The sequence below is a fragment of the Aeromonas sp. 9A genome (genome assembly GCF_963900955.1).
GTDB lineage: Bacteria > Pseudomonadota > Gammaproteobacteria > Enterobacterales > Aeromonadaceae > Aeromonas > Aeromonas salmonicida.
The window spans coordinates 4232511-4255529 of sequence record NZ_CAWRFG010000001.1; the positions used below are offsets into that span (position 1 = coordinate 4232511).

Genomic DNA, 23019 nt, shown 5'->3' on the forward strand with positions numbered 1-23019 from the left:
CCCGAACAGTGTCGGGCCAAAGAGACGTGCTTAGCTGTAAAGGCCCTTGACGGACCGGTTCGGCTACTTGTCAGAAGCGATAGCCGACACCAAACATGAAGGCCATGGGATCGATGGAGGTCTTGATGGTACCGACGGCAGTGTGTACATCGGTGTCGATATCCATGATCCAGGCAGAGGCGTTGACAAACCAGCGATCGTTGATCGCCATGTCCAGACCGACCTGACCGGCCATGCCCCAGGAAGAGTCTACGCTGACATCGGTTCCTGCCAAGGCACCACGTCCTTCCTCATCAAAGAAAGTGGTGTAGTTCACACCTGCGCCTATGTAAGGACGAACCTTGCTCTTGGCATCACCGAAATAGTACTGCGCCATCAGGGTCGGTGGCAGGTGCTTGACCTTGGCAACCTCACCCAGACCAGCAGTGGAAACGGAGTGGGAGAACGGAGTGGCTGCCAACAGCTCGACACCCCAGTTATCCGTGATCAGATAAGAGAGAGTCAGACCCAGCTGCATGTTGCTGTCAATTTCCAGCTCGCCGGTACCCAGTACGTCATCACTGCTCGTTTGAGGAGAGACAAATGCCAGGCCGCCGCGCACCAGAATATCGCCAGCCTGGTGGGCCATGGCGACGGGAGAAGCAAGTGCGGCTGCGATCATCAGAGGGAGGATCTTTTTCATCACATTTTTCCTTTTAGTTTTCGTTCTATGTTGCAAGCCTGAAGACTATAAAAGGATGTGAATGCAGGGTTATTGATTTAGCTCAAAAGTTACCAAGAAATAGATAGATGTGTACAGCAGCTTCCAGACCACCTGAAGCCCTAGTGAAATAAAGAAAATGTCATCAATAACAATACATTAATCTAAATAAATTTAGACCAAGCCCCATTAAATGGCCATTCAAATATATCTTATGGTGGATTTAAGCAGCGGCTTGTGACTACTTAGTCTTCATGGCAACGTATTTTTGTATCAAATGTGACTCGGCTGTGAGCGGAATATTCATAAAAAACAGACCAAAGGGAAACACAATAGTCTCCGCGCAGCCATCATATGAGATCCCATTTTTCCAGCTGATGTGGCAGGTATTTATCCCCGGCATCCTACTGTCAATACAGGCTCATCAAGCGGGCTGACGGAGATGAGATGCCTGACACAAGAGGAACTCTCCCTCCACTATCTGTTCCGGGCTCAATGCCCACTGCTCCCGGGCCAGTTCACCGCTATATCCCCGCCAGCGATCCCGCCCCTCCTGCTTGGCCCTGTACAGCGCCATGTCCGCCAGCTTGAAGCTGAGATTCCAGAACGAATCTTTCAGCTCGGGGTGCAGGGGGTAACTGCAATACCCTAGTGATGCCGTCATCCGGAGGGGCACCTCTTCCCGACCGAACCGATATTCGGCAATCTTGCGGCGCAAGCGCTCAATCCGATCTGCCACCCGCTCCGCTTCCTCACAGGTCAACAGCAGCAGGAACTCCTCCCCGCCCAGCCGGATCAGCGGCTCCTCCTCGCCGAGAGCATTGCGCATCAATGCGGCCAGCTGGCACAACACCAGATCTCCCATGTCGTGGCCAAAGCGATCATTGACCTGCTTGAAGTAGTCCAGGTCCAGGATCACCAGCACCCTGGCAGCGGTGACGTTATCCCGGCTCAGCAACCACTCGTCGAGGTAGCGCCGATTGGAGGCATGTGTGAGCGGATCCGTATAGGCGGCGACCTCCATCCTGGAAGAGTGCGCCTGCAAGGCGCTGTGGTGCAGACTGATCTTGGCCGCCATCTCCCTGAACTTGCGGCTGAGCAGGGCCATCTCCTGGCTACTGTCGATAAGCGGCAGCAGGCTCACATCCTGCTTGTCGCCAAATTTCTGCAACGCCTTAACCATCTCGCTGACCGGCCCCAACACTATGGCTCTCAAGCGGGCCAGGGCCATCAGAACGCAGGCGATGCTGATCAACAACATGCCAAAGAAGGTCCAGATAGCCCCCTCCATCGCCCCCTGCAACACATCACGATCGTCTTCCACTATCAGGGTCAACACGGGGTCGCCATTGCTGTCGAGCAGCAGCCCCTCTCCCCTGATCCGCTGCAGGCCCAGATCAACCAGGCGATAGCTCATCTGTGGCTTGAGTGGCTTGAAGGAGAGGAAGTTATCGGAAGGCTTTGGCTGGGAGAGGGTCAAAGAGAGGGCTGTGCGCTCAGCCAGATCATGCAGATAGCGAGCATCCAGCCAGCGAGTCACCAGCAGATAGCCATTGGGTGTGGCGTTTCCCAGGGTGTTGGTCACCGGCTGGAGCGAGTAAATGAGGGGTCCCCACTGGGATCCCCTCACACCGCTCAGGCTGCGAATCCCCTCCTGACGGGATTCACGCAGCAACTGCAGCTTGAGGTCATCCAGGAAGAAGGGAAGCAGGGTCGTGTCCGTGCCTGGCGTCTCGGGCAGCAGGGTGCGGGTCCAGATCTCGGCCCCCTGCAAATCCATATAGCTCAATACGTTGAGTTCGAAATCCCGCATCGGGGTATCGACCAGCAAATTGGAACGAATATAGGCCTGATTGGGGTGAGCCAGAAAGCGATAGCTCTCATCCCAGATGCCCCAATCCCGGGTGAAGGCATTGATGGCACTAATATCACCCTGCACCGCCTTGATCACCCGCTGCAGGTGCTCCTTCATTCGCCGCTCTTCGACCCGCTGCGCCGCCGGCACCTGAGCCAGGGCAATCACGATGAGCAGCATCATGATGGCTCCGGCCCAGACGGGAAACATGGAGTAGGCCAGCAAATGATCGATGGAGCGAGAAGGTTGAGCCATGAACGCCAATATCCTTTGGACGGCAAACGAGGGAGCGAAAACTGTCTTGTACCAAGTATGGAGTATCCACCTCCTGGGGCGGCAACTGAATCACTTCCATAAAAAACAAGGGGCCCAGGGCCCCTTGTTTCATGACTGCTGTGATTATTTTACCAACAGCGGCGCCAAAAAGCGCGCCGTATGAGAATCCTCACAACGGCTGATCTGCTCCGGCGTGCCCGTCACCAGAATGCGACCGCCGCCAGCGCCCCCCTCGGGTCCCAGATCGACGATCCAGTCGGCGGTTTTGATGACGTCCAGATTGTGCTCGATGATAACGATGGTATTGCCGCGATCCCGCAGTTGATGCAATACCTTGAGCAGCTGCTGGATATCGTGGAAGTGCAGCCCTGTGGTCGGCTCATCCAGGATATAGAGGGTCTGGCCGGTGTCCCGCTTGGAGAGCTCGCGCGCCAGCTTGACCCGCTGCGCCTCGCCGCCGGAGAGCGTCGTCGCTGACTGACCAAGGCGAATGTAAGAGAGACCCACATCCATCAAGGTTTGCAGTTTGCGCGCCACTGCCGGTACCGGATCGAAGAAGGCACGCGCGTCCTCCACCGTCATGTCCAGTATTTCGTGGATGTTCTTGCCCTTGTACTTCACCTCCAGAGTCTCGCGATTGTAACGCTTGCCCTTGCAGACATCGCATGGCACGTAAACGTCCGGCAGGAAGTGCATTTCCACCTTGATGACCCCATCCCCCTGACAGGCTTCGCAGCGACCGCCCTTGACGTTGAAGGAGAAGCGACCCGGCAGATAGCCACGGGAGCGCGCCTCCTGCGTGCCGGAAAGCAGCTCGCGGATCGGGGTGAACAGGCCGGTATAGGTGGCCGGGTTGGAGCGCGGGGTACGACCGATGGGGCTCTGGTCGATATCCACCACCTTGTCCAGGTGCTCCAGTCCCTCGACACTGCGATAGGGCGCCGGGGTCGACTCGGTCGCCTTGTTGAGCTCGCGGTGGGCAATGCGGAACAGGGTGTCGTTGATCAGGGTCGACTTGCCGGAGCCGGAAACGCCGGTGACGCAGGTCATCACCCCGAGAGGCAGATCCAGATTGACGTTACACAGATTGTTGCCGCTCGCGCCTTTGAGTTTCAACCACTTGCCGGTGAGCGGGGTACGCTCGGCAGGAATGGCAATCCGCTTGCGGCCAGAGAGATAGTCACCGGTCAGCGAATCCGGGTTGTCGATGATCTGCTGGGGTGTCCCCTGGGCCACGATATTACCGCCATGCACCCCGGCCCCGGGGCCTATGTCGAGCACGTGGTCAGCCAAGCGAATGGCATCCTCGTCGTGCTCCACCACGATGACGGTGTTGCCCAGGTCGCGCAGATGGATGAGGGTCGTGAGCAGCCGCTCGTTATCACGCTGGTGCAGGCCGATGGAAGGTTCATCCAGCACATACATGACCCCAACCAGGCCGGCGCCAATCTGGCTCGCCAGCCGGATACGCTGGGCTTCCCCGCCGGAGAGGGTCTCTGCACTGCGTGAGAGACTCAAATAGTTGAGGCCGACGTTAACCAGGAAGCCCAGCCGTTCGACGATCTCTTTCAGGATCTTCTCGGCGATCTGGGCGCGCTGGCCAGTCAGGCTCAGTCCCTCGAAGAAAGCCAGCGCATCCCCGATGGACTGTTCGGCGATGGCGGAGAGGTTGCGGTTGTCCACGAATACGTGGCGCGCCTCTTCCCGCAGTCGACTGCCGCCGCAACTGGTACAGGATTTGTTGGCGATGTACTTGGAGAGCTCTTCCCGTACCGAGTTGGACTCTGTTTCACGGTAGCGGCGCTCCATGTTGTGCAGGATCCCCTCGAACGGATGCTTGCGCACCACCACATCACCGCGATCGTTCATGTAACGGAACTCGACCTCGGTACGGCCCGAGCCACGCAGGATCACCTCCTGGGTTTTGAGGGGCAGATCTTCCCACGCGGCCTCCAGATCAAACTTGTAGTGATCGGAGAGGGATTTGAGCATCTGGAAGTAATAGAAACTGCGCTTGTCCCAGCCACGAATGGCGCCGTTGGCCAGACTGATGGAAGGATCATGGATCACCTTGGCCGGATCGAAGTATTGCTGTACCCCGAGCCCATCACAGGTGGGGCAGGCACCGGCCGGATTGTTGAAGGAGAAGATGCGCGGCTCCAGCTCTGACATGGAGTAGCCACACTCGGGGCAGGCGAAGTTGGCAGAGAAGGTCATGGGCCCAACCCCCTCCTCCCCATCCATGGGCACCACCTGCACGATACCGCCCGAGAGGGTCAATGCCGTCTCGAACGATTCGGCCAGCCGCAACGCCAGGTCATCGCGTACCTTGAAGCGGTCCACCACCACTTCTATGGTGTGCTTCTTGTGCAGCTCCAGGGTGGGTGGATCCGAGAGATCGCACACCTCGCCATCGATACGGGCCCGGATATAGCCCTGGGCCGCCAGATTCTCCAGCAACTTGGTGTGCTCACCCTTGCGATCCCGTACCACGGGGGCCAGCAGCATCAGTTTGCTGCCCTCCGGCTGGGCCAGCACCTGATCCACCATCTGGCTGATGGTCTGGGCGGCGAGCGGGATGGCATGAGTCGGGCAGCGGGGCTCACCTACCCGCGCAAAAAGCAGACGCAGGTAGTCATAAATTTCGGTGATGGTGCCAACGGTCGAGCGCGGGTTGTGAGAGGTGGACTTCTGCTCGATGGAGATGGCAGGGGAGAGCCCCTCTATATGATCCACATCCGGTTTCTCCATCAGGGAGAGAAACTGACGGGCATAGGCAGATAACGACTCCACATAGCGACGCTGCCCTTCGGCATAGAGGGTATCGAACGCCAGGGAAGACTTGCCTGAACCGGAGAGGCCGGTAACCACGATCAGCTTGTCGCGGGGCAAGGTCAGATTGATGTTCTTGAGGTTATGGGTGCGAGCACCCCGGACCACTATCTTTTCCATCTTGTTGCACGCTCGATACACAAATCAGAGCGAATCAGTATGGCATAGAGACTACTGGATGAATAGACAGGTTTCATCCATCATCTCCATCGATTTCAGAGATATTCTTTGGCCCAGCTGACCGCCTGCAACCGGTTCTTGACGTTCAATTTCTTGAAGACGTTATAGAGGTGGGACTTGATGGTGTGCTCGCTCACAAACAGGCTGTCGGCAATCTCGGTATTGGAGGCACCCGTCATCAGGTAGCGGATGATCTCCTGCTCGCGCGCAGTCAGCAGCGTCTGGTTGCGCAGGTGATGTTCTCCCCCCTTGCGGTAGTAGTTGACCAGATCGCACAGCAAATGGCGCGGGATCCAGTACTCCCCCTGCAACACCTTGCGAATGCCGAGCACCAGCCGATCCAGCGGATCCTGGCGGAAGAAGAGCCCGCTGGTGTGAGGCCACATCAGCAACAACTCGCGATCCGTGCTGGTCGGGGCATTGAGCAATATCGTGTTGGCTTCCCCGAAGCGACTGGAGATCTCCCTCGGCCACCCACTCTGCTGGCTCGACTTGAGGTAATCCAGATCGACCAGAAATAATGGATGTGACTCTCGCCCATCCTGTTCCGGCAGCGCCTCCAGGGCGCTTACCAGCAGGATGGGGAGTGCTAGCTGCTCAGCCAGATAGCTCTGAAAACTGGTCGCCTGCACATTATTTTCAGTCACCAGTACGACTATGGTGTATGGGGTGGTCATGAAGAGCACGTCCTTGAACATTCAGGCCATGGTTTTTTTGGCAGCAGAGAGTACCAAGCCCCCCAAACGCTGCAGCATTAAAAAAGCATTAGACGCCAGTGTGCCTCTTTTGAAACTCACCAATTTCCCAAGCAATACAAATGACTAGCCATCCCCCCCCATTTGGGTGGAATACTGGCACTGTGCCCGGCAAAGAGTGTCACAGTACAGTCGGAACCCGTTTTGCTACGTTTGCTCAGGCCATCCAGCCCTGCTCGCTTGCTGGCCATGGTCGGCCTCGTGTAAGTTAATCCTTCGGTCAATGCTACGGGTGGAGGATGGCAGGGCAGGAAGATGTGCGCTCGTTCACGCCAACTGTTATTATTGCGGCCAAAATCTGAAAGCGGAACATTGGCCAGCTGGCCGACTGAACCGGGTTCAGTCATCGCATGATGTGTCAGTGTCGCCAAGCGATGCTGCCTATCTCGCAGAAAACAAACGATATGTTGAATTGGTCCGGGCATATGGCCTGGCCGGTATATAAGGGTGGAAGAGAGATTATGGCCAGTCGAGGCATCAATAAAGTCATTCTGATCGGTAACCTGGGACAAGACCCGGAAGTACGCTACATGCCGAGTGGCGGTGCCGTGACCAATATCACCCTGGCCACCTCTGAAACCTGGCGCGACAAGCAGACCGGTGAGCAGAAAGAGCGTACCGAATGGCACCGTGTGGTGTTCATGGGCAAGCTGGCCGAAGTGGCTGGCGAGTACCTGAAGAAGGGCTCCCAGGTCTATGTCGAAGGGAAACTGCAGACTCGTAAATGGCAGGATCAAGGTGGCCAAGAGCGTTATACCACTGAAGTGCTGGTAGACAGCTTCAGTGGCGTGATGCAGATGCTGGGTGGTCGCCCGCAAGGTGGCGCTGGCCAAAACATGGGTGGCCAACCTCAAGCGCAAGGCAACTGGGGTCAACCACAACAAGGCATGCCAGCCCAGCAGCCGGTAAACCAGGCTCGTCCTGCCGCCGCACCGCAGCAAAACATGCAGCAGCCACAAGGCGGTTATGGTCGTCCGGCCCAACAGCCCCAGTCAGCACCGCCTGTCTACAACGAGCCGCCGATGGACTTCGACGACGATATCCCGTTCTGATCCGCAATGAATCCCGAGAGGCCCTGTTCATGCAGGGCCTTTTTTTACCTGTTATTGACGCAGGCACGGCATGCAGTGCTATTCCTGTGTGAATGTGGCCGTTATTTCCACGTGTCACAGGCCGTCTTGGGATTATGCTCAGGGCGACTCGTTTGCCAGAGAGAACTCATGGTGTTTCTGCATCGCACGCTACTGCTCACCATTTGTCTGACCACCGCCATGGTGGCCCCCCGGCTATTTGCCGCCGAACTGCTGCGGGTGGGCGTCAGCTTCGCCATCCCCCCCTATGTGATCGAGGAAGAGGGACGCGGGATCGAGCTCGACCTGTTTAAAGAGGCCTTTCGCGACAGTGGCTATGAGCCCCGCTTTGAATATCTGCCACTGGAACGCACTTTCCGGATGATGGAGTCCGGCAAGCTTGACGCCATCATCAACGTCAAGCCCGGCATGCTGAACAATGTCTTCCTGTCACAGCCAGTGATCGCCTTCCATAACCGGGTGTTCACCCTCGGCAAGACTCATATCAGCACACTGGACGATATGAAAACCCTGAGAGTCAGCGCCTTTCAGCGGGCTCGCCAGATACTGGGAGGTGCCTTTGCCAGCATGGCGGATCAAAATCCCCGCTATGAGGAGGTCGCCAAACAACAGGGGCAGGTTCACAGACTGATGCTGGGGCGGGTGGATGCAGTGATCCTGGAGCAGCGGGTGTTTTACTACTATCTGGCAGAGCTGGCCGACAGCAAATATGGCGCCGAGCTCTATGCTAGTGGCCGGGTCAGGCAATATGACCTGTTTGCGCCAACCCATTACCATTTCGCCTTTCGTCAGGTGGAGCTGCAACGCAGGTTCGATCGCCAACTGGATGCTATGCGAGCCGACGGACGCTATAGGAAGATCTTCGAGTCCTACGGCGCCACACCATAAGGCAAAAACATAAAAGCCAGCCTGTGAAAGGCTGGCTTGATACTGGCTCCAGAGGAACTACAGCGTGGAGGAGCGTTACTTTATAGCGCTGCCATTTTTCAGGTCTGCTTTCTGACGTTTGGCGTCGCGCTTCTCTTTCAGTGACATCTGCGGTTTTTTCTTGGCATCTTTGCCGTTGTGATGTTCTTTGTTACTCATCATCAAACTCCAAAAATGTTACCCAGACAGTTGGAACCCAGGTTCCAGCATGCCATCCGAATCGTAGACTTCAGTAGTACGCTTTCAGTGACGACCGATTGATCGCACTCACTCCAGCATACCCCCAATGTTGCGCAAGAATCCACCCTCATCAGCCAGGGTTCGTCCTGAGTCATGCCTCCACCACGGCCCAGATCGGATACCTGATGGCATGAAAGGCCAAAAAACCTGAGTATGCCTGATAAAATTCGCCTCCCCTGACATATTCCCTCACGAATCGAAATAAATCACCAAATCAAAAACAACTATTCTTTAAATAAGAAAAGGTAATTTAGATAAGCATTCTCACTACCGTCAGAAACAAAATATTACAACCTGAATAGGCGGTTTTATTTTCAAGCTGATATTATCCCAACTTATTTTAATAATTATGTTCCCGAGAATAAGGACATCCCATGACCAGAAAAACGAGGGCGGCGCTGGTCTCCGTTTGCTCAAACATCACATTGATTATCATGAAGATATTCGCGGGCATTCTGAGTGGCTCAGTCAGTATTATTTCGGAGGCAATTCATTCGGCAATGGACTTGGTGGCGGCTCTCATCGCCCTGTTTGCAGTACGCAGGTCAGATATTCCCCCCGATCAACGCCATCCTTATGGACATGACAAAATAGAAAACGTCTCCGGCGTGATCGAAGCTTTGCTGATCCTGCTGGCCGCTGGCTGGATCATCTTCGAAGCTATTGGCAAGTTGATTACACCAACGCCGATCGAAAGCGTAGGTTTTGGCGTACTGGTCATGCTGATCTCGGCGCTGGTCAACAGCGGCGTCTCCACCTATCTGTATCGGGTGGCCAAAGAGGAAGAATCCGTTGCCCTGGCAGCTGATGCCCTGCACCTCAAGGCAGACGTGTTGACCTCCCTCGGGGTGGCTGTCGGTCTGTCGGGTATCTGGCTCGCCGCCGGGCTGGGTTACAACCTCTATCTGCTCGACCCCATAGTCGCCATCTGCGTGGCGCTCTTCATTCTCAGAGAAGCAATATCCATGCTTGACCAAGCTTTTCAACCACTGCTGGACCACAGCATGAACGAGGAGGAGCTGGCCATGACGACCCGAGTGATCGAACAGTGCTGCCCGGAGCATGGGGGCTTTCACGCCCTGCGCAGTCGCCAGGCCGGACGCCGTCGCCACATCGATTTCCATCTGACCCTGCCCAAGGAGATGAGCATCGAACACTCCCACGCCATCTGCGATCGGATAGAAGAAGGCATAATGCGTCACATACCTCATGCCATAGTGCTGATCCATGTCGAACCGAGCGGCCACAGCTGAGAGATGTACCAGACAAACCGGGACATACGAGAAATCTGCAGTGAACTGGCAGATAAATGACGGAGAAAAGTGCAGAACCGGCTCTTTTATGCCAGCGGAGCGGATTGCATAAGAAATAGTCGGCGAAAATGTGTTAATGTATTCTACCCCCCAGCCGCCCCAGGAGCGCGCCGTGAAAAAGTTGGAAATGAAAGACCTCACCGAAGCCGAAAAGGCCGAGATAACCCTGTTGCTCCAAAAAGCCCAGGCCAATGCTGATCATCAGCTGACCAACGCAGAACGTAACAGGATCCGTGAGGAAGGCCGGCTTAAAATCGTGGCAGATCGTGCAGAGGCGGCCAAGGTGGCTTCCAAACTGGCTCGGGAAAAGGCCAAAGAACGGGCCAGAAATCAGGTACTGCCAGAAACCTTCAGCTGGATCGATTCCGTCAGCAACAAGTTTCGCAGCAAGCGCTGAGTTAGCGCTGTGTTGATGAACGCCCACCCACACCAGACCGATGTGGGTGGGCGTTTGCCATTCAGGCCCTGCGGCAACCAAGGAAGAGCACTGCTATACCGCTCTTGATCAGGAACGCCTCTACGCCAGTCAGAAAGCAGTCACAAAAAAGCTCGGCGCCAATCATAGCAAGGGCCAGCGCTCAATCTCGCCAGTGAACGCCGTGGCTCATGTGACAATATGAAGTTGGTAGCACGTCGATAACCAGAAATTAATATTGAGATAAAGTTTGCTTTAACGAAGAGAGCATGTTTTAATCTCTCTCGATGGTTCGGTAGTTCAGACCTGTTTATGTTAGGCAGTCATTTTAGTAAAGCAGTGATTAGTATAAGAGTTATCTAAGATAATTCTTATTAAATAATTCTCCTTCTTTAGTGCTCCCCATACGTATTGCTGACGAAAAATCATAGATTGCCAATTTTTGGCACTTAAAACACTATTTTAGGAAATTATTATGTCTAACAAAATGACTGGTACCGTTAAATTCTTCAACGCCGAGAAAGGTTTTGGTTTCATCTCCCCGGCTGACGGCAGCAAAGACGTGTTCGTACACTTCTCTGCAATCCAGTCCACCAGCTTCAAAACTCTGGACGAAGGTCAGCGCGTTGAGTTCACCATCGAGCAAGGCCAGAAAGGCCCGGCTGCTGCCAACGTAGTTGGTCTGTAATTCAAGCAAGGAAGCCTTCACGCTAGCTAACGCCTGCTGAGAAGACCTTCTGCAAGAATTAAAAAACCCGCCTAGGCGGGTTTTTTGTTGTCTGAAATTCCGTGTTTACCCCGCTTACCCCCTCTCTCTCAGCCCTTTCATCTCTCCCTCGACTCTGTTCATCTTGCTGCTTTATGTCACCCAAGTACTCCCCGCCCTGCCAGCCCTATGACGGCTCAATAAACTTAATGAGATTAATTATCGTTTACACATCTTTCACTGATCATTACAATGCCAGCCGACAAACGGGAGGATTATTCAATTGAACCTTCCCGGTCCTGATTTCACGCGGGATGCAGTGAAGTCACCCCATCGAGTTCACCCAAAGGATGAATGTCACTTTCTCATTAAAAGAGTTCAGGCCAACATGATAAAAATGCACCGCAACAAGCTGACCACGCTCATTCTCGCCGCCCTCGCTTCCCACGCATATGCCGCCGAACAGGAAGTCATGGTTGTGACGGCTTCCGGCTTCCAGCAGAAGATCGAAGATACCGCCGCCTCCATCTCGGTCGTGACCCGTGAGCAATTGGAAAAACGCGCCTACCGTGACGTGACCGATGCACTGAAAGATGTGCCGGGCGTGGTGATCACCGGGGGTGGCAGCAGCAGTGACATCAGCATTCGTGGCATGGGCTCCAAATACACGCTGATGTTGGTGGATGGCAAGCGAGTCGACAGCCGTGGCACTCGTCCCAACAGCGATGGCCCGGGCATAGAGCAGGGCTGGTTGCCACCGCTGCAAGCCATAGAGCGTATCGAGGTAGTGCGTGGCCCCATGTCCTCCCGTTACGGATCGGATGCCATGGGCGGCGTCATCAACGTCATCACCCGCAAGACAGCCAGCATGACGGCATGGCAGGGTTCGCTGCATGCTGACTCCACCTTCCAGGAGAACAAGGACTCAGGCAACATCTTCCAGACCAACGCCTACACGGCCGGCGCTCTGGTAGACGGGCTGCTGGGGGTGCGTCTGAACGGCCAGCTTTCCCATCGCGGTGAGGATCAGTTCCAGAATGGCTTCGCCGAACAGGAGATGCGCAGCGGCACTGCCGTGTTCAGCCTGACCCCTGACGAGCACAATCGCTTCGACTTCGAGGCCAGCCGCGGTCTGCAGGATCGTGATCGCACGCCGGGTGAGTCCATCCCGGCCAAGTCCAAGCCCAGCCTGAGCACTTACGAGCGCACCAACTACGCCATCACCCACGACGGCCGCTATGACTTTGGCTCCTCCACCAGCTATCTGCAGCGGGAAGAGAACACCAACCCCGGCCGCCAGATGAAGCTGATCAACACCATAGCCGATACCCATACCCAGTTTGAGCTGGGGGATCACTACCTGAGCCTGGGTGGCCAGTACCGCTACGAGGATCTGCAGGATCAGGGCAACCAGCTCAATGTGGCCAACCGCGCCAATCAGCTGACCCGCTGGAGCTGGGCCATGTTCGTGGAAGACGAGTGGGCACTGACCGACACCTTCGCCCTGACCGGCGGCGTGCGCATGGACAGGGATCAGAACTACGGCACCCACTGGAGCCCGCGTCTGTACGGGGTCTGGCATCCGGCCGAGTTCTGGACCTTGAAAGGGGGCGTCTCCACCGGCTACCGTTCACCGGATCTGCGCATGTCGGCCGCCAACTGGGGCCAGGCCACGGGGGGCGGCACCCAGGACGGCATGCTGGTCGGCAGCCCGGAACTCAAGCCGGAAACCAGCGTGAGCCAGGAAATCGCCCTGCTGTGGGATGGTCAGGAAGGGCTGAGCACGGGGCTGACCCTGTTCAACACCGACTTCGAGGACAAGATCTCCGAGATCCGCCGTTGCACCAGCAAGAGCGACCCCTCCTGCACCCTGAACGGTCACACCTATGACTTCATCAGCGACCGCATCAACGTCGACAAGGCGAACATGCGCGGGGTGGAAGGGACTGCCAACTGGACCATCAATGAAGAGTGGTCGCTGGCCTCCAGCTACACCTTCACCCAGTCCGAGCAGAAGAGCGGCCCGATGGAAGGCAAGGCACTGAACCAGATGCCGCGCCACATGTTCAACACCACGATCGACTGGCAGACCACAGAAGAGGTCAGCCTCTGGTCCAGGGTCAACTTCCGCAGCAAGACCTCCGATTACCTGAGCCGGGTCAAGATGGCAGAGGGCACGCCTTCTTACACCTTCTTTGACACAGGTCTGGTCTACAAGGCCAACAAGAACCTGAACGTGACCGCCGGCATCTACAACCTGTTCGACAAGACGGTGGATTACACCAGCTTCGGTACCGTGCTGGACGGTCGTCGCTACAACCTGGGGATGACCTACAACTTCTGATGATGAGCCGCCGCCCCCTGGGGCGGCGGCCTACTCTTCTTCTGCCGCATTTTCCTTCTCCTCGGCATAACAGGCCGCCTGCCAGGTATTGCGTCCCAGCGACTTGGCGCCATACATCAACCTGTCCGCCTGCAACAACACCCACCGGCCATCGGCTCTGACACCATCAGGCACCCAGACGGCCCCGGTACTGATGGAGAGCCCCAGCTCACCGGCACTGGTCTGCAACTTGCGCAGACTCACTTCCCGACCTATCCGGCTGGCCCAGGCCTGCAGTGCAGCCATATCCGCCATCGGCAGACTGATACAGAACTCCTCCCCCCCGATACGGGCAAACAGCGCCCCGACCGGCAACACCAGCCGCACCCGTTCGACCAGCGCCGAGAGCACCTCGTCACCGACCCCGTGACCGAAGTGATCGTTGATCCCCTTGAAGCGATCTATGTCGAACAACAGCAGGGCCGAGGCCTGTCCGCTGGCCAGCCGCTGCTCAAACTCGGGCAGAAAGGCACGCCGGTTCAGGATCCCCGTCATGGAATCTGTGCCAGCGAGGCGCTCAAGCCGCGCATTGGCCAGGATCAGCTCGGCGGTGCGGCTTGCCACCGCCCGTCGCAATTGCACTATGTAGACCAGCAGCACCATGCCTCCCAGCGCCAGTAACCAGGGCCAGAGGTGGAGTGGATAGACTGTCTCGATATGCATCCACTTGCGGATGATCCGCTCCCGATCAGCCTCACCCAGGCGGGAAAACCCCAGCTCTAGCTCCTGCAACAGGGCGTGATTGCCCTTGGCGACCGCAAAGCGTATCTCGTCGCTGTAGAGGTGGCGTACCGGGATGAAGCGGCTGGGATCCGCCGAGGTGTAGATATAGAAGTTCGCCACCTGCAGATCGGCGATGAAGGCATCCAGTTCACCGCTGAAGGCGGCGCGCAGCATGGCATCGTTGTCGCTGAAGGTTTGCAGGTGGGTGGTGGGGAAGTGCTTGCGGGCGTAGTACTCCTCATACCCTCCCGCCACCACACCCACACTCTCGTGCTGCAGGTAGTAGTTCACATCCGTGCCGCGCAGGGAGTTGGCAAAGAACAGCTGGGAATCGAGACGGGAGAGCCCCTGGCCATAGTCATAGAGCGGATTGCGCTCCGGTGACCAGAGCAGGCCGCCATGGACATCGGCCTGGTACGCACCAGGTCCAGCGAGGTCTGCCAGTCCACCAGTTTGAACTGGATCGGGCGACCGGTGACGCGGCCATATTCGCGCCAGAGATCGATCAGCAGGCCATCCGGCTGCCCCTCCTCATTGATGTAGGAGAAGGGCTGCCAGGCCTTGGAGTTGGCCACTATCAGGGGTTTGACCGCGGGGGTAGCCCAGACGGGCAGCAAGAGTGCAAGGAGCAGCAAACCTGCGCCCCAGCTGACCCGCCGACCTGCCCCAGAAGAGACCGCCATTCCTGAACCCACCTTGTTATTGGACATCTATGCGGCCATTTATTATCACTAGCTTCATCATAGAAGAGCAAGCATGACCCAGTATGAAATTGGCGTTATTTCAGTCTGATAGCAGCAAAATAAACCAAGGAGGGCGCCACCTGGGCGCCCTCCTCATACAGCCTCGACAACAGTTAAAGGGGCAGGCTGATCCTGGCTTCCAGCCCACCCTGCTCCCGGTTGTGCAGGGTGAGCTCGCCCCCATGCTGGTGTACCAGGGTGCGAGCGATGGAGAGCCCCAACCCAACGCTACCGGATTCGATATTGCGCGCCTCATCGAGTCGCACGAACGGCTTGAACACATCTTCCAGCCGTTCAGGATCTATGCCAGGCCCCCGATCGCAGACCCGGATCAACAGCTCACTCTCGGTGCGCTCCAGCGATACCTCGGCACTGCCGGCGTACTTGATGGCATTGCCGATGAGGTTTTGCAGCACCCGCCGCAAGGTATTGGCGCGGCAGGCATAGACCTGCTTTCCCTCCACCAGGCAAGTCACCGGCTGACCGGTATCGGCATAATCGTCACACAGACTCTCCAGCAGACTGACCAGATCCAGCTCTCTGGTCGCCTCCTGCTGCCCCTCTTCCCGGGCAAAGCTCAAGGTGGCCGCCAGCATCTGCTCCATCTGTTGCAGGGTCTGCTGAATGCGTTCCTTGTCTTCTCCCTCGGCCAGAAACTCGGTTCTTAGCCGCAAACTGGTGATGGGGGTGCGCAAGTCATGGGAGATGGCCGCCAGCATCCGGGTTCTGTCCTGCACGAAGCGGTCGAGCCGGGTATGCATGCGGTTGAACGCCTGGATGGATTCACGGATCTCGGTCGGCCCCTCTTCGTGGAGCGGCTCTATATCCTCGCCACGCCCCAGCCGGTCGGCACTGGCGGCCAGCTGTTTGAGCGGCCGGGTCGCCCGACGAAACAGCCAGATCATCAGGCCAATCACCATGCTAGCTACCAGCATCAGGTTGAAGGTGGTCTGCCAGGACCAGCTCGACGACTCCTTGTCCACCAGAGAGCTGAACTGCAGCCAGCCCCCGCGCGGCAACTGGATGGAGCCATACAGCCGCATGTCCTGCGGTGGCGGCATCCCCTTGCGGTCCTTGATCATGCGGGAGTGGTGTTTCCAGGCGCGGCTGCGCTGGGCATCCTGCTTCAGCTCGGCGCTGATCTCCACCATCAGTGACGGCGGATAGCCCAGCCGTGAACGCACCTGCTGCTCGAAACGGGGACTGCGATTCTCCGGTTGCAGCGGCTCGTCAGAGAGGCGCAGCAGCAGGGTATCGCTGCGGCTCGCCTTGAGAATTTCGTCGTAGAGCGAGGGGGGTGACAGGGCCAGCAGACGCGCCACAGAGACGATGCGCTGCATGGCATTGCGGCTGTTGATGTAGCCGAGCGCCTCCTCCCGATCCGAGCGGTAGATCTGGATGCTGAGCAGCTGGATCAACACCAACCCGGCCAGCGCCACCAGTATGATCTGGCCGGTGAGCCCCTTGGGCCAGAGGCGGGAGCACAATCGCTTGATCATGGCCACGAGGTCACACCTGGGTCACATCGGCGGCGAACAGGTAACCGCCACCCCAGATGGTCTTGATAAGTTCGGGGTTCTTGGGATCCCGCTCCAGCTTGCGGCGCAGCCGGCTCACCAGGGTATCGATAGCCCGGTCGAAGGCGACAGCCTCCCGGCCACGGGCCAGATCCAGCAGTTGATCCCGACTCAGCACCCGCTGGGGACGTTCCAGAAACACCCGCAACAGGTCGAACTCGGCGGTAGAGAGGCTCAGCCCCACCCCCTCCTCATCCACCAGCTCCCGCCGGTTGATGTCGAGCAGCCAGCGATCGAAGCGCAGATCCCGGGTCAGGGTCTCTGGGGCGGGCTGCGGCTCGACGTTGGTGCGACGCATCACCGCCTTGATGCGAGCCAGCAACTCCCGCGGGTTAAACGGCTTGGCAAGATAGTCATCGGCTCCCATCTCCAGCCCTATGATGCGGTCCGTCTCCTCCCCCATGGCGGTGAGCATTATGATGGGCATGCAGGATTTCGCCCTCAGCTCCCGGCACAGAGTCAGGCCATCCTCCCCCGGCATCATCAGGTCCAGCACCAGCAGATCGAACTCCCGCTCTTCCAGCAACCGCTTCATCTCCTTGCCATCCCGGGCACAGCTGACCCGCAGGCCATGCTGCTCCAGGAAGCGTTTCAGCAGATCGCGGATCTCGCTGTGATCGTCGACGACCAGAATGTGGGTGCTGCTTTGGTTCATGAGAGCCTCTCCTGTTAGAGCTGGCACGAGTATACGAAAATCTGTCGGGCGGTTTGTGTCAAAGTGTGCCAGATCAGCAAGATGCCACACTCTGCTACAAAAAAGCGGTCACTCGGCAAAATTGAGACACAAGGCGAAGGTTTACTGGGGCTCGTCCATATTCGCTCATTGCAGGAGACAGGCAATGCTCGCCCTCACCACGCCCTTCATGCTGGCTTATGCCGCCAGTGAGGCCCTTGCCAGAGCGGCGGCCAAACCGCACCAAGCTGCAAAGACAGACCGCCTGACCCGGGATCCCCCTTCGGATGGCGATGGCATCACGGCGGCCAGCCTCCCTGCACCCGACGAGACACACTTCCCTTCCCCATGATGCAGACCGCGCCCGGTTCGGGCGGCGCCTGACACCATGACGCACAACGCCGGCATCCTTCGGCGAGCCACACCAAGGAGACAATGATGATTAAAAAGACCCTGACCCTGTTTGCACTGGCCGGACTGGCCCACATCGGCATGGCACAAGCGGCCATTCCGGCCGACGTCAGCGCAGCCCCCGGCCTGCTGTTCGTCAACTGGCACGATAACGCCAGCAGCAGCAGCGCCAACCCGACCCTGATGATCCGCAACGCCTCCGGCGATCTGCTCAAGCAGGTGCCCGCCGAGCTGAAAGGGATGCAGCAGGTCCGTCTGCCGATGAGAGCCCAGGGCAATCTCACCCTTAGCCTGAACGATGACAGCGACAGCTATCGCATGCCTTACAGCGTTGGCAGCGGCCGCCAGCGCTGAGCCAACCTATTCACCCTGTGGTTTTCTCACGATAATGATGTTGCCTGACCGGTGACATAGAAATACCCCGCCAGAGACTGCATCCGGTGGGGTATTTTTATTGGTTCATACCGGCACTGAATATATTTCGGCCCGCCACTATCACTTATTCCCCTGATCCGATGAGCAGACAAATTTAACCGGGAGGCAACCATCCTTCTATGGGTAGCCCCCTGTTTTCGCTACCGTCTTCAGCAAGGTGAAATACAAGATCCCGATGTCACACTCTGCTACAAAATAGGCTTCAACTGGCAAAGTTCAGACACCAGTCTGGTGTTTACTTGAGGTCAAGGCGAGCAAGCCGAATCCGAACTCAATCCGCAAGGAGATATACCATGAAGACTCTGACCAAAACTCTGCTGACCGCCACCCTGATCCTTGGCCTGCCGCTCGGCGCCTATGCCGCAAGCGAAGCCGTTGCCACTACCCAGGCCGGCGCCATGACCAATTGCCCCATGGATGGCAGCGGCATGAAAGGTGGCAAGCACCACGGTGGCCGCCACGACAAGATGGCCCGCATGCAGAACATGACCCCGGAGCAGATCCAGGCCAACCTGCAACAACGTTATGACAGGATCGAAGACCCGGCCAAGAAAGCCGAATTCGTGAAGAACCTGAACCTGCGCGCCGACGGCATGACCAAGCACGCCGACGCGATGAAGCAGTTTGCCGAAGCGCACCAGTAAGCGCATCGCAATCAGCACAAGGGTGGCCTCGGCCACCCTTTCTTTTTTCCACTTTCCCGCGCACTGGCTCATGGCAGGGGGATCACCCCGTCGAGCCGTCATTTCCCTTATCTTCTGCTCCGGGTTCTGTGAGCGATAACAAACGTTTTATGTTCGAAATGGCTAATAATGGCGACTCAAACAACAAGGTCACGCAAGACAGTGCCAACAACAGACAGGAGTCGTTATGGGGTGGAGTCTGGGAACAATCAAGGGACGATATACAGCCGTCTTCGTGGGATTCATGGTGCTGGTGTGCGCCCTGACGGTCATCGGCATCCAGATCTGGATCAAGCCGGCGCTGCAAAAGGCCGGTGAACAGAATGTGACACTGCTGGTCAGCGAGATCGCCACCGACATCCTCGATGAGCTCAACGGCGTACAGAGCCAGTCCCGCAGCATCACCCAGCTGGTCGCCCAGCTGCCAAGCGAGCAAATTGATGCCCTGCTGCCTGCGCTGATCGATCAATATGGCAATGCCATGGTGTTTGGCGGCGGCATCTGGCCGCTGCCGGATCAACGGGAAGCGGGCCGCGCCAAGTTCAGCACCTTCTTTCACAGGGATGCGGCCAACAAGCTGATCCCCAACACCTACTGGAACTCGGCCGAGGCCCCCAATTACTTCGAACAGCCCTGGCACAAGGCGGGGCAACAGGCTCCCCAGGGCATGTGCGTCTGGGCGGCGGCCTACAAGGACGGTGCCAGCCAGCAGCCGAGAACCAACTGCGCCATGGGGATCTATCGCAACGGCGCCCTATTCGGGGTATCGACCATAGATGTGACCCTGGGTTTCTTCAACGATCTGGTGGCCAGGAAAGAGCAGGAGATCGGGGGCCAGGTGATGATCATCGAGGCTGACGGCAAGATCCTGAGCAAGAATGCCCGTCTGAACGGGGATGTTGTGCTGGGCAACCTCTCGGCTCACGCCGATTACCCCTTCGCCGGTGCCATCGCCAGCCTGCTCGGCCAGAGCCGGGGTACAGGGCTGTTGCGCACCACTTTCCAGGATCAGGGGCAGGAACAGACATTGCTGCTGCAGGCCATAGAGGGGACTCCCTGGTTGCTGGCCACCGCCCTGCCAACCAGCACCCTGACCCAGGACAGCCAGGACGTGCTCACCACGCTGGCCGCAATCCAGTTGCCCCTGGTCGGGCTGCTGTTCGTGCTGATGCTGCTGGCCATCACTCAGCTCGGCAGCCGTTTGCAGACCCTCAAACAGAATATCGACGCCCTCTCTGCCGGCGATGCCGACCTGACCGCCCGCATCCAGGTGAAGGGGAATGACGAGCTGGATCACATCGCCCTGTCGGTGAACCGCTTCATCGCCTATTTGCAGCAGATGATGGTGCAGGTGACTGACGCCACCGACCTCATCACCCGCGAACTGGCGCAGCTCGATCAGCAGACGGGTCAGGCAAGACGGATCCTTGGTGAACATGCCGCCGAGACGGATCAGGTGGTCACCGCCCTCACCGAGCTCAGCTCCACCGCCGACAGCGTGGCACAACACGCCAGCGACTCGGCCAGCTTCACCGAAGCCGCCAACGGCCAGGCAGCCAATTCACGCAAGGTAGTGGGATCGGCCTCCGCCAGCGTAGTAGCCCTGATCGACGAAGTGGATCTCGCCGCCGCCAAGGTGCTGGAGATGCAGGAAGATGCCAAGCAGATCGGCAGCGTGCTCGGGGTGATAGGTGGCATCGCCGCCCAGACCAACTTGCTGGCGCTCAATGCCGCCATCGAAGCAGCCCGGGCCGGTGAACAGGGCCGCGGTTTCGCTGTGGTGGCTGACGAAGTGCGTGCCCTGGCTGCCCGTACCCAGAAGAGCACGGCCGAGGTGGGCAGCATGTTGTCGCGCCTCACTCAGGGGGTGGCCGACGCCGTCGTCGCCATGGAGCAGACCAAACGCAGCTGTCAGGCCGCAGCAGATACCACTGGGCAGGTGACAGGGGGGCTCGACGGCATGGCCGATTCAGTGGTGCAGATCCACGATCTCAGCAGCCAGATCGCCACCGCTGCCGAGGAGCAGAGCCGGGTGACAGAGGAGATCAACCGCAACATGGTGAGCATCCGCGACATGCTCAACCTGCTGGTGGAAAATGGCCGCAACACGGAGCAGAGCGCCGAGTCGCTGCTCAGCTCCAACCGCCAGTTGCTGGCCCTGGTGCGGCGCTTCAAGGTTTGATCATGAACGTCAACCAGCAAAAAGGGGCCATCAGGCCCCTTTTTCATGCACGTCATTCAGACTCAAGCCTTGGCTTTGTCGGCCAGGTTCAGGGTCTTGACGGTTTCGCCTTCGAACTTGATGACCACGTTCTTCTGTGCCACTTCGGACTCTTTCAGCAGAGTCTTGGTGGTTTCAGCCAGCAGCGGGGAGGCCTTGTTCAGGGCGCTCAGGTCATAAGTCCACACTTCCAGACCGGCTTCGGTCTTGGTGGTGACGGGCGCGCCCAGCTTGTCCTTGATGGCTTGCTTGTTGGAGCCGCCTTCCTTTATGTCCAGTGCACTCTTGATCGCTTCGTTGGAGGCGCTGTCCATGGCGGTACCAGCCATCTCTTTGGCACTGCTGGTCACACTGCTGGTCACTGTATCAGTCAGGGAGTCCATCAGACCGGCGTGGGCAAACAGGGGCAGTGCAGTCAGGGCAATCAGGATGCTCTTTTTCATCGATTCATGTCTCATGGGGGATTAAAGAGCGCGCATCAAACCAGCGCCCTCAACAGGAGTCAAGGCAATCGCGCGGTCAATACGCATTCGGGGGGTAAATGAGAGAAATCCGACAACCGGTCGCGACCGGGCAACCGGTGAAAACAGGCCCTTGTCATCTATTCACCGATCTGGTTCTTGCCCGCCAGCTTGGCCTGATAGAGCGCCCTATCCACCCGCACCATCAGCTGGCTCAGGGGTTCATTCAGCCGGTATTCCGCCAGCCCGAAACTCAGGGTGATATCGCGCTGCTCGCAGACCTGTGACTGGGCGATCAGCGCCCTCAGCTTGTCGGCCACCCGCCTGGCATCAGCAAGAGCGGTATTGGGCAGCACCACCATGAACTCGTCCCCACCCCAGCGGGCCAGCAGGTCAATCTCGCGAATATGGCTTTGCACCCGCGCCACTACGTTGATCAGGGTTTGATCCCCGGCGGCGTGGCCATGGCTGTCATTGATTTGCTTGAAGTCATCCACGTCAATAGCGATCACCGAGAACGGCTGATGAAAGCGCTTGGCCCGTTCGCACTCCATCTGGATATCCCGCTCGAGCCGATAACGGCTAGCGGCGCCGGTCAGGGCATCGGTTTCTGCCAGCTGGCGGTTCTCTTCCGCTTTTTGCTGCAAGCTTCCATTGAGCTGAACCAGCTCAGCCGTGCGCTCTGCCACCAACTGCTCCAGTGAATGGTTGCGTGACTCAAGCTGTTCATAGAGCAGCTTGCGAGCATGGATATTGCGGTGGGCACCTATCATGCGCGCCACTGAACCATCCGGATTGCGCGCTATGATATGGCCGCAATCCTCGATCCAGATGTAGCTGCCATCCTGACAGTGGCAGCGGTACTCGACCCGATAGTCGGGTGCCGACCCCGTCAGATAGGCATCGAAGCAGGCCATCACCCGTGCGATGTCGTCGGGGTGGATCACGCTCTCCCAGGTGAAGACGTTGTTGCCAAGGGAGTGGGGCTCATAGCCCAGCATCTGATACCAGCCCGGGTTGCGATAGACAAAACCGGTATTGACGTTCCAATCCCAGATCCCGTCACTGACCACCTCCAGAATGCCGTGCACTACGGCCTCACTGAGGTCCGAGATCCTGATCGTGTCACTCTCTTGCAGCATAAAGACCATCCTTGTTCTTCTGCCCCGTACAGTGGCGGGGATGCTCAAGCCCGATTGTTGAAAAAACAGCGGAGGGGGACTATCACCCGGCAGCTTGACCGCCTCTCTTTGCCCGCCCAGACCTGCCCTGCCATTGGCCATATTATCGGCAGAAGTCAGGTTCGTATGAACAACGGCTGCAACCAGTGTGGTTCAGGTTACTGCGTCTGTCCGGTTATAAATCCTGGATGACACAGGCAAGCCCTTGCGCCGTGCACACCCAGTCGACAAGGGATTC

Annotated in this window: 19 protein-coding genes and 1 pseudogene; 10 read left to right on the forward strand and 10 right to left on the reverse strand. The window is 57.8% G+C overall.

Annotated features, from left to right (window positions below):
* Positions 1–70 precede the first annotated feature (70 nt).
* From AACX78_RS19590 to AACX78_RS19605, 4 genes are all read right to left on the reverse strand, one after another.
* The gene (locus AACX78_RS19590; RefSeq protein WP_021140735.1) at positions 71–682 is read right to left on the reverse strand and encodes an OmpW family outer membrane protein; all 612 of its coding nucleotides are present in this window, start codon (positions 680–682) and stop codon (positions 71–73) included.
* 442 nt (positions 683–1124) lie between these two features.
* Positions 1125–2810, reverse strand: a complete 1686-nt coding sequence (locus AACX78_RS19595; protein ID WP_201302901.1) for a sensor domain-containing diguanylate cyclase — start codon at positions 2808–2810, stop codon at positions 1125–1127.
* Positions 2811–2954: 144 nt separating this feature from the next.
* Positions 2955–5783, reverse strand: coding sequence for an excinuclease ABC subunit UvrA (gene uvrA, locus AACX78_RS19600; protein WP_159167158.1), 2829 nt, complete (start codon positions 5781–5783; stop codon positions 2955–2957).
* A 95-nt stretch (positions 5784–5878) separates the two neighbouring features.
* Positions 5879–6541 (reverse strand): LuxR C-terminal-related transcriptional regulator, encoded by a 663-nt coding sequence (locus tag AACX78_RS19605; RefSeq protein ID WP_159167159.1) that lies wholly within the window; start codon positions 6539–6541, stop codon positions 5879–5881.
* A gap of 518 nt (positions 6542–7059) precedes the next feature.
* Between AACX78_RS19605 and AACX78_RS19610 the strand changes: the two genes are divergently transcribed.
* Positions 7060–7650 carry a single-stranded DNA-binding protein gene (locus AACX78_RS19610; protein ID WP_005316531.1) on the forward strand — a complete coding sequence of 197 codons (591 nt, stop codon included), beginning with the start codon at positions 7060–7062 and terminating at the stop codon, positions 7648–7650.
* Positions 7651–7818: 168 nt separating this feature from the next.
* Positions 7819–8577 (forward strand): substrate-binding periplasmic protein, encoded by a 759-nt coding sequence (locus AACX78_RS19615; RefSeq protein ID WP_159167160.1) that lies wholly within the window; start codon positions 7819–7821, stop codon positions 8575–8577.
* Positions 8578–8652: 75 nt separating this feature from the next.
* On the opposite strand, the gene AACX78_RS19620 is transcribed toward AACX78_RS19615, so the two are convergent.
* A complete protein-coding gene (locus AACX78_RS19620; protein ID WP_005316524.1) occupies positions 8653–8775 on the reverse strand; it encodes a hypothetical protein in 123 nt (40 codons plus the stop codon).
* 455 nt (positions 8776–9230) lie between these two features.
* Here AACX78_RS19620 and AACX78_RS19625 point away from each other — a divergent pair, with 455 nt between their 5' ends.
* The 4 genes from AACX78_RS19625 (at position 9231) to AACX78_RS19640 (ending at position 13634) form a co-directional block, all read left to right on the forward strand.
* A complete protein-coding gene (locus AACX78_RS19625; RefSeq protein WP_034524357.1) occupies positions 9231–10109 on the forward strand; it encodes a cation diffusion facilitator family transporter in 879 nt (292 codons plus the stop codon).
* Positions 10110–10281: 172 nt separating this feature from the next.
* Positions 10282–10566: a DUF3811 domain-containing protein gene (locus tag AACX78_RS19630; RefSeq protein WP_011899186.1), complete on the forward strand. Its 285-nt coding sequence runs from the start codon at positions 10282–10284 to the stop codon at positions 10564–10566.
* A 493-nt stretch (positions 10567–11059) separates the two neighbouring features.
* Positions 11060–11272 (forward strand): transcription antiterminator/RNA stability regulator CspE, encoded by a 213-nt coding sequence (cspE, locus tag AACX78_RS19635; protein ID WP_005316548.1) that lies wholly within the window; start codon positions 11060–11062, stop codon positions 11270–11272.
* 415 nt (positions 11273–11687) lie between these two features.
* The gene (locus tag AACX78_RS19640; RefSeq protein ID WP_159167571.1) at positions 11688–13634 is read left to right on the forward strand and encodes a ligand-gated channel protein; all 1947 of its coding nucleotides are present in this window, start codon (positions 11688–11690) and stop codon (positions 13632–13634) included.
* Positions 13635–13664: 30 nt separating this feature from the next.
* Here the strand turns inward: AACX78_RS19640 and AACX78_RS19645 are convergent.
* From AACX78_RS19645 to AACX78_RS19655, 3 genes and pseudogenes are all read right to left on the reverse strand, one after another.
* Positions 13665–15150, reverse strand: a pseudogene (locus AACX78_RS19645) (transporter substrate-binding domain-containing diguanylate cyclase).
* A gap of 102 nt (positions 15151–15252) precedes the next feature.
* Positions 15253–16638, reverse strand: a complete 1386-nt coding sequence (locus tag AACX78_RS19650) for an ATP-binding protein (protein WP_201302902.1) — start codon at positions 16636–16638, stop codon at positions 15253–15255.
* 10 nt (positions 16639–16648) lie between these two features.
* Positions 16649–17371 (reverse strand): response regulator, encoded by a 723-nt coding sequence (locus AACX78_RS19655; protein ID WP_005316557.1) that lies wholly within the window; start codon positions 17369–17371, stop codon positions 16649–16651.
* Between the two features lie 184 nt (positions 17372–17555).
* On the opposite strand from AACX78_RS19655, the gene AACX78_RS19660 reads away from it, so the two are divergent.
* The 4 genes from AACX78_RS19660 to AACX78_RS19675 all read left to right on the forward strand — a co-directional run bounded on the left by AACX78_RS19660 (position 17556) and on the right by AACX78_RS19675 (position 21100).
* On the forward strand, positions 17556–17741 hold the full coding sequence (locus AACX78_RS19660) for a hypothetical protein (RefSeq protein ID WP_159167162.1): 186 nt from the start codon (positions 17556–17558) through the stop codon (positions 17739–17741).
* A gap of 86 nt (positions 17742–17827) precedes the next feature.
* A complete protein-coding gene (locus AACX78_RS19665) occupies positions 17828–18154 on the forward strand; it encodes a hypothetical protein (protein ID WP_159167163.1) in 327 nt (108 codons plus the stop codon).
* 374 nt (positions 18155–18528) lie between these two features.
* Positions 18529–18879 (forward strand): hypothetical protein, encoded by a 351-nt coding sequence (locus tag AACX78_RS19670; RefSeq protein ID WP_005316566.1) that lies wholly within the window; start codon positions 18529–18531, stop codon positions 18877–18879.
* A 226-nt stretch (positions 18880–19105) separates the two neighbouring features.
* Positions 19106–21100: a methyl-accepting chemotaxis protein gene (locus AACX78_RS19675; protein ID WP_159167164.1), complete on the forward strand. Its 1995-nt coding sequence runs from the start codon at positions 19106–19108 to the stop codon at positions 21098–21100.
* Positions 21101–21162: 62 nt separating this feature from the next.
* Here AACX78_RS19675 and AACX78_RS19680 read toward each other — a convergent pair whose 3' ends face one another.
* On the reverse strand, positions 21163–21582 hold the full coding sequence (locus tag AACX78_RS19680; RefSeq protein ID WP_159167165.1) for a hypothetical protein: 420 nt from the start codon (positions 21580–21582) through the stop codon (positions 21163–21165).
* 158 nt (positions 21583–21740) lie between these two features.
* Positions 21741–22742 carry a sensor domain-containing diguanylate cyclase gene (locus tag AACX78_RS19685; RefSeq protein WP_159167166.1) on the reverse strand — a complete coding sequence of 334 codons (1002 nt, stop codon included), beginning with the start codon at positions 22740–22742 and terminating at the stop codon, positions 21741–21743.
* Between the last annotated feature and the right edge of the window lie 277 nt (positions 22743–23019).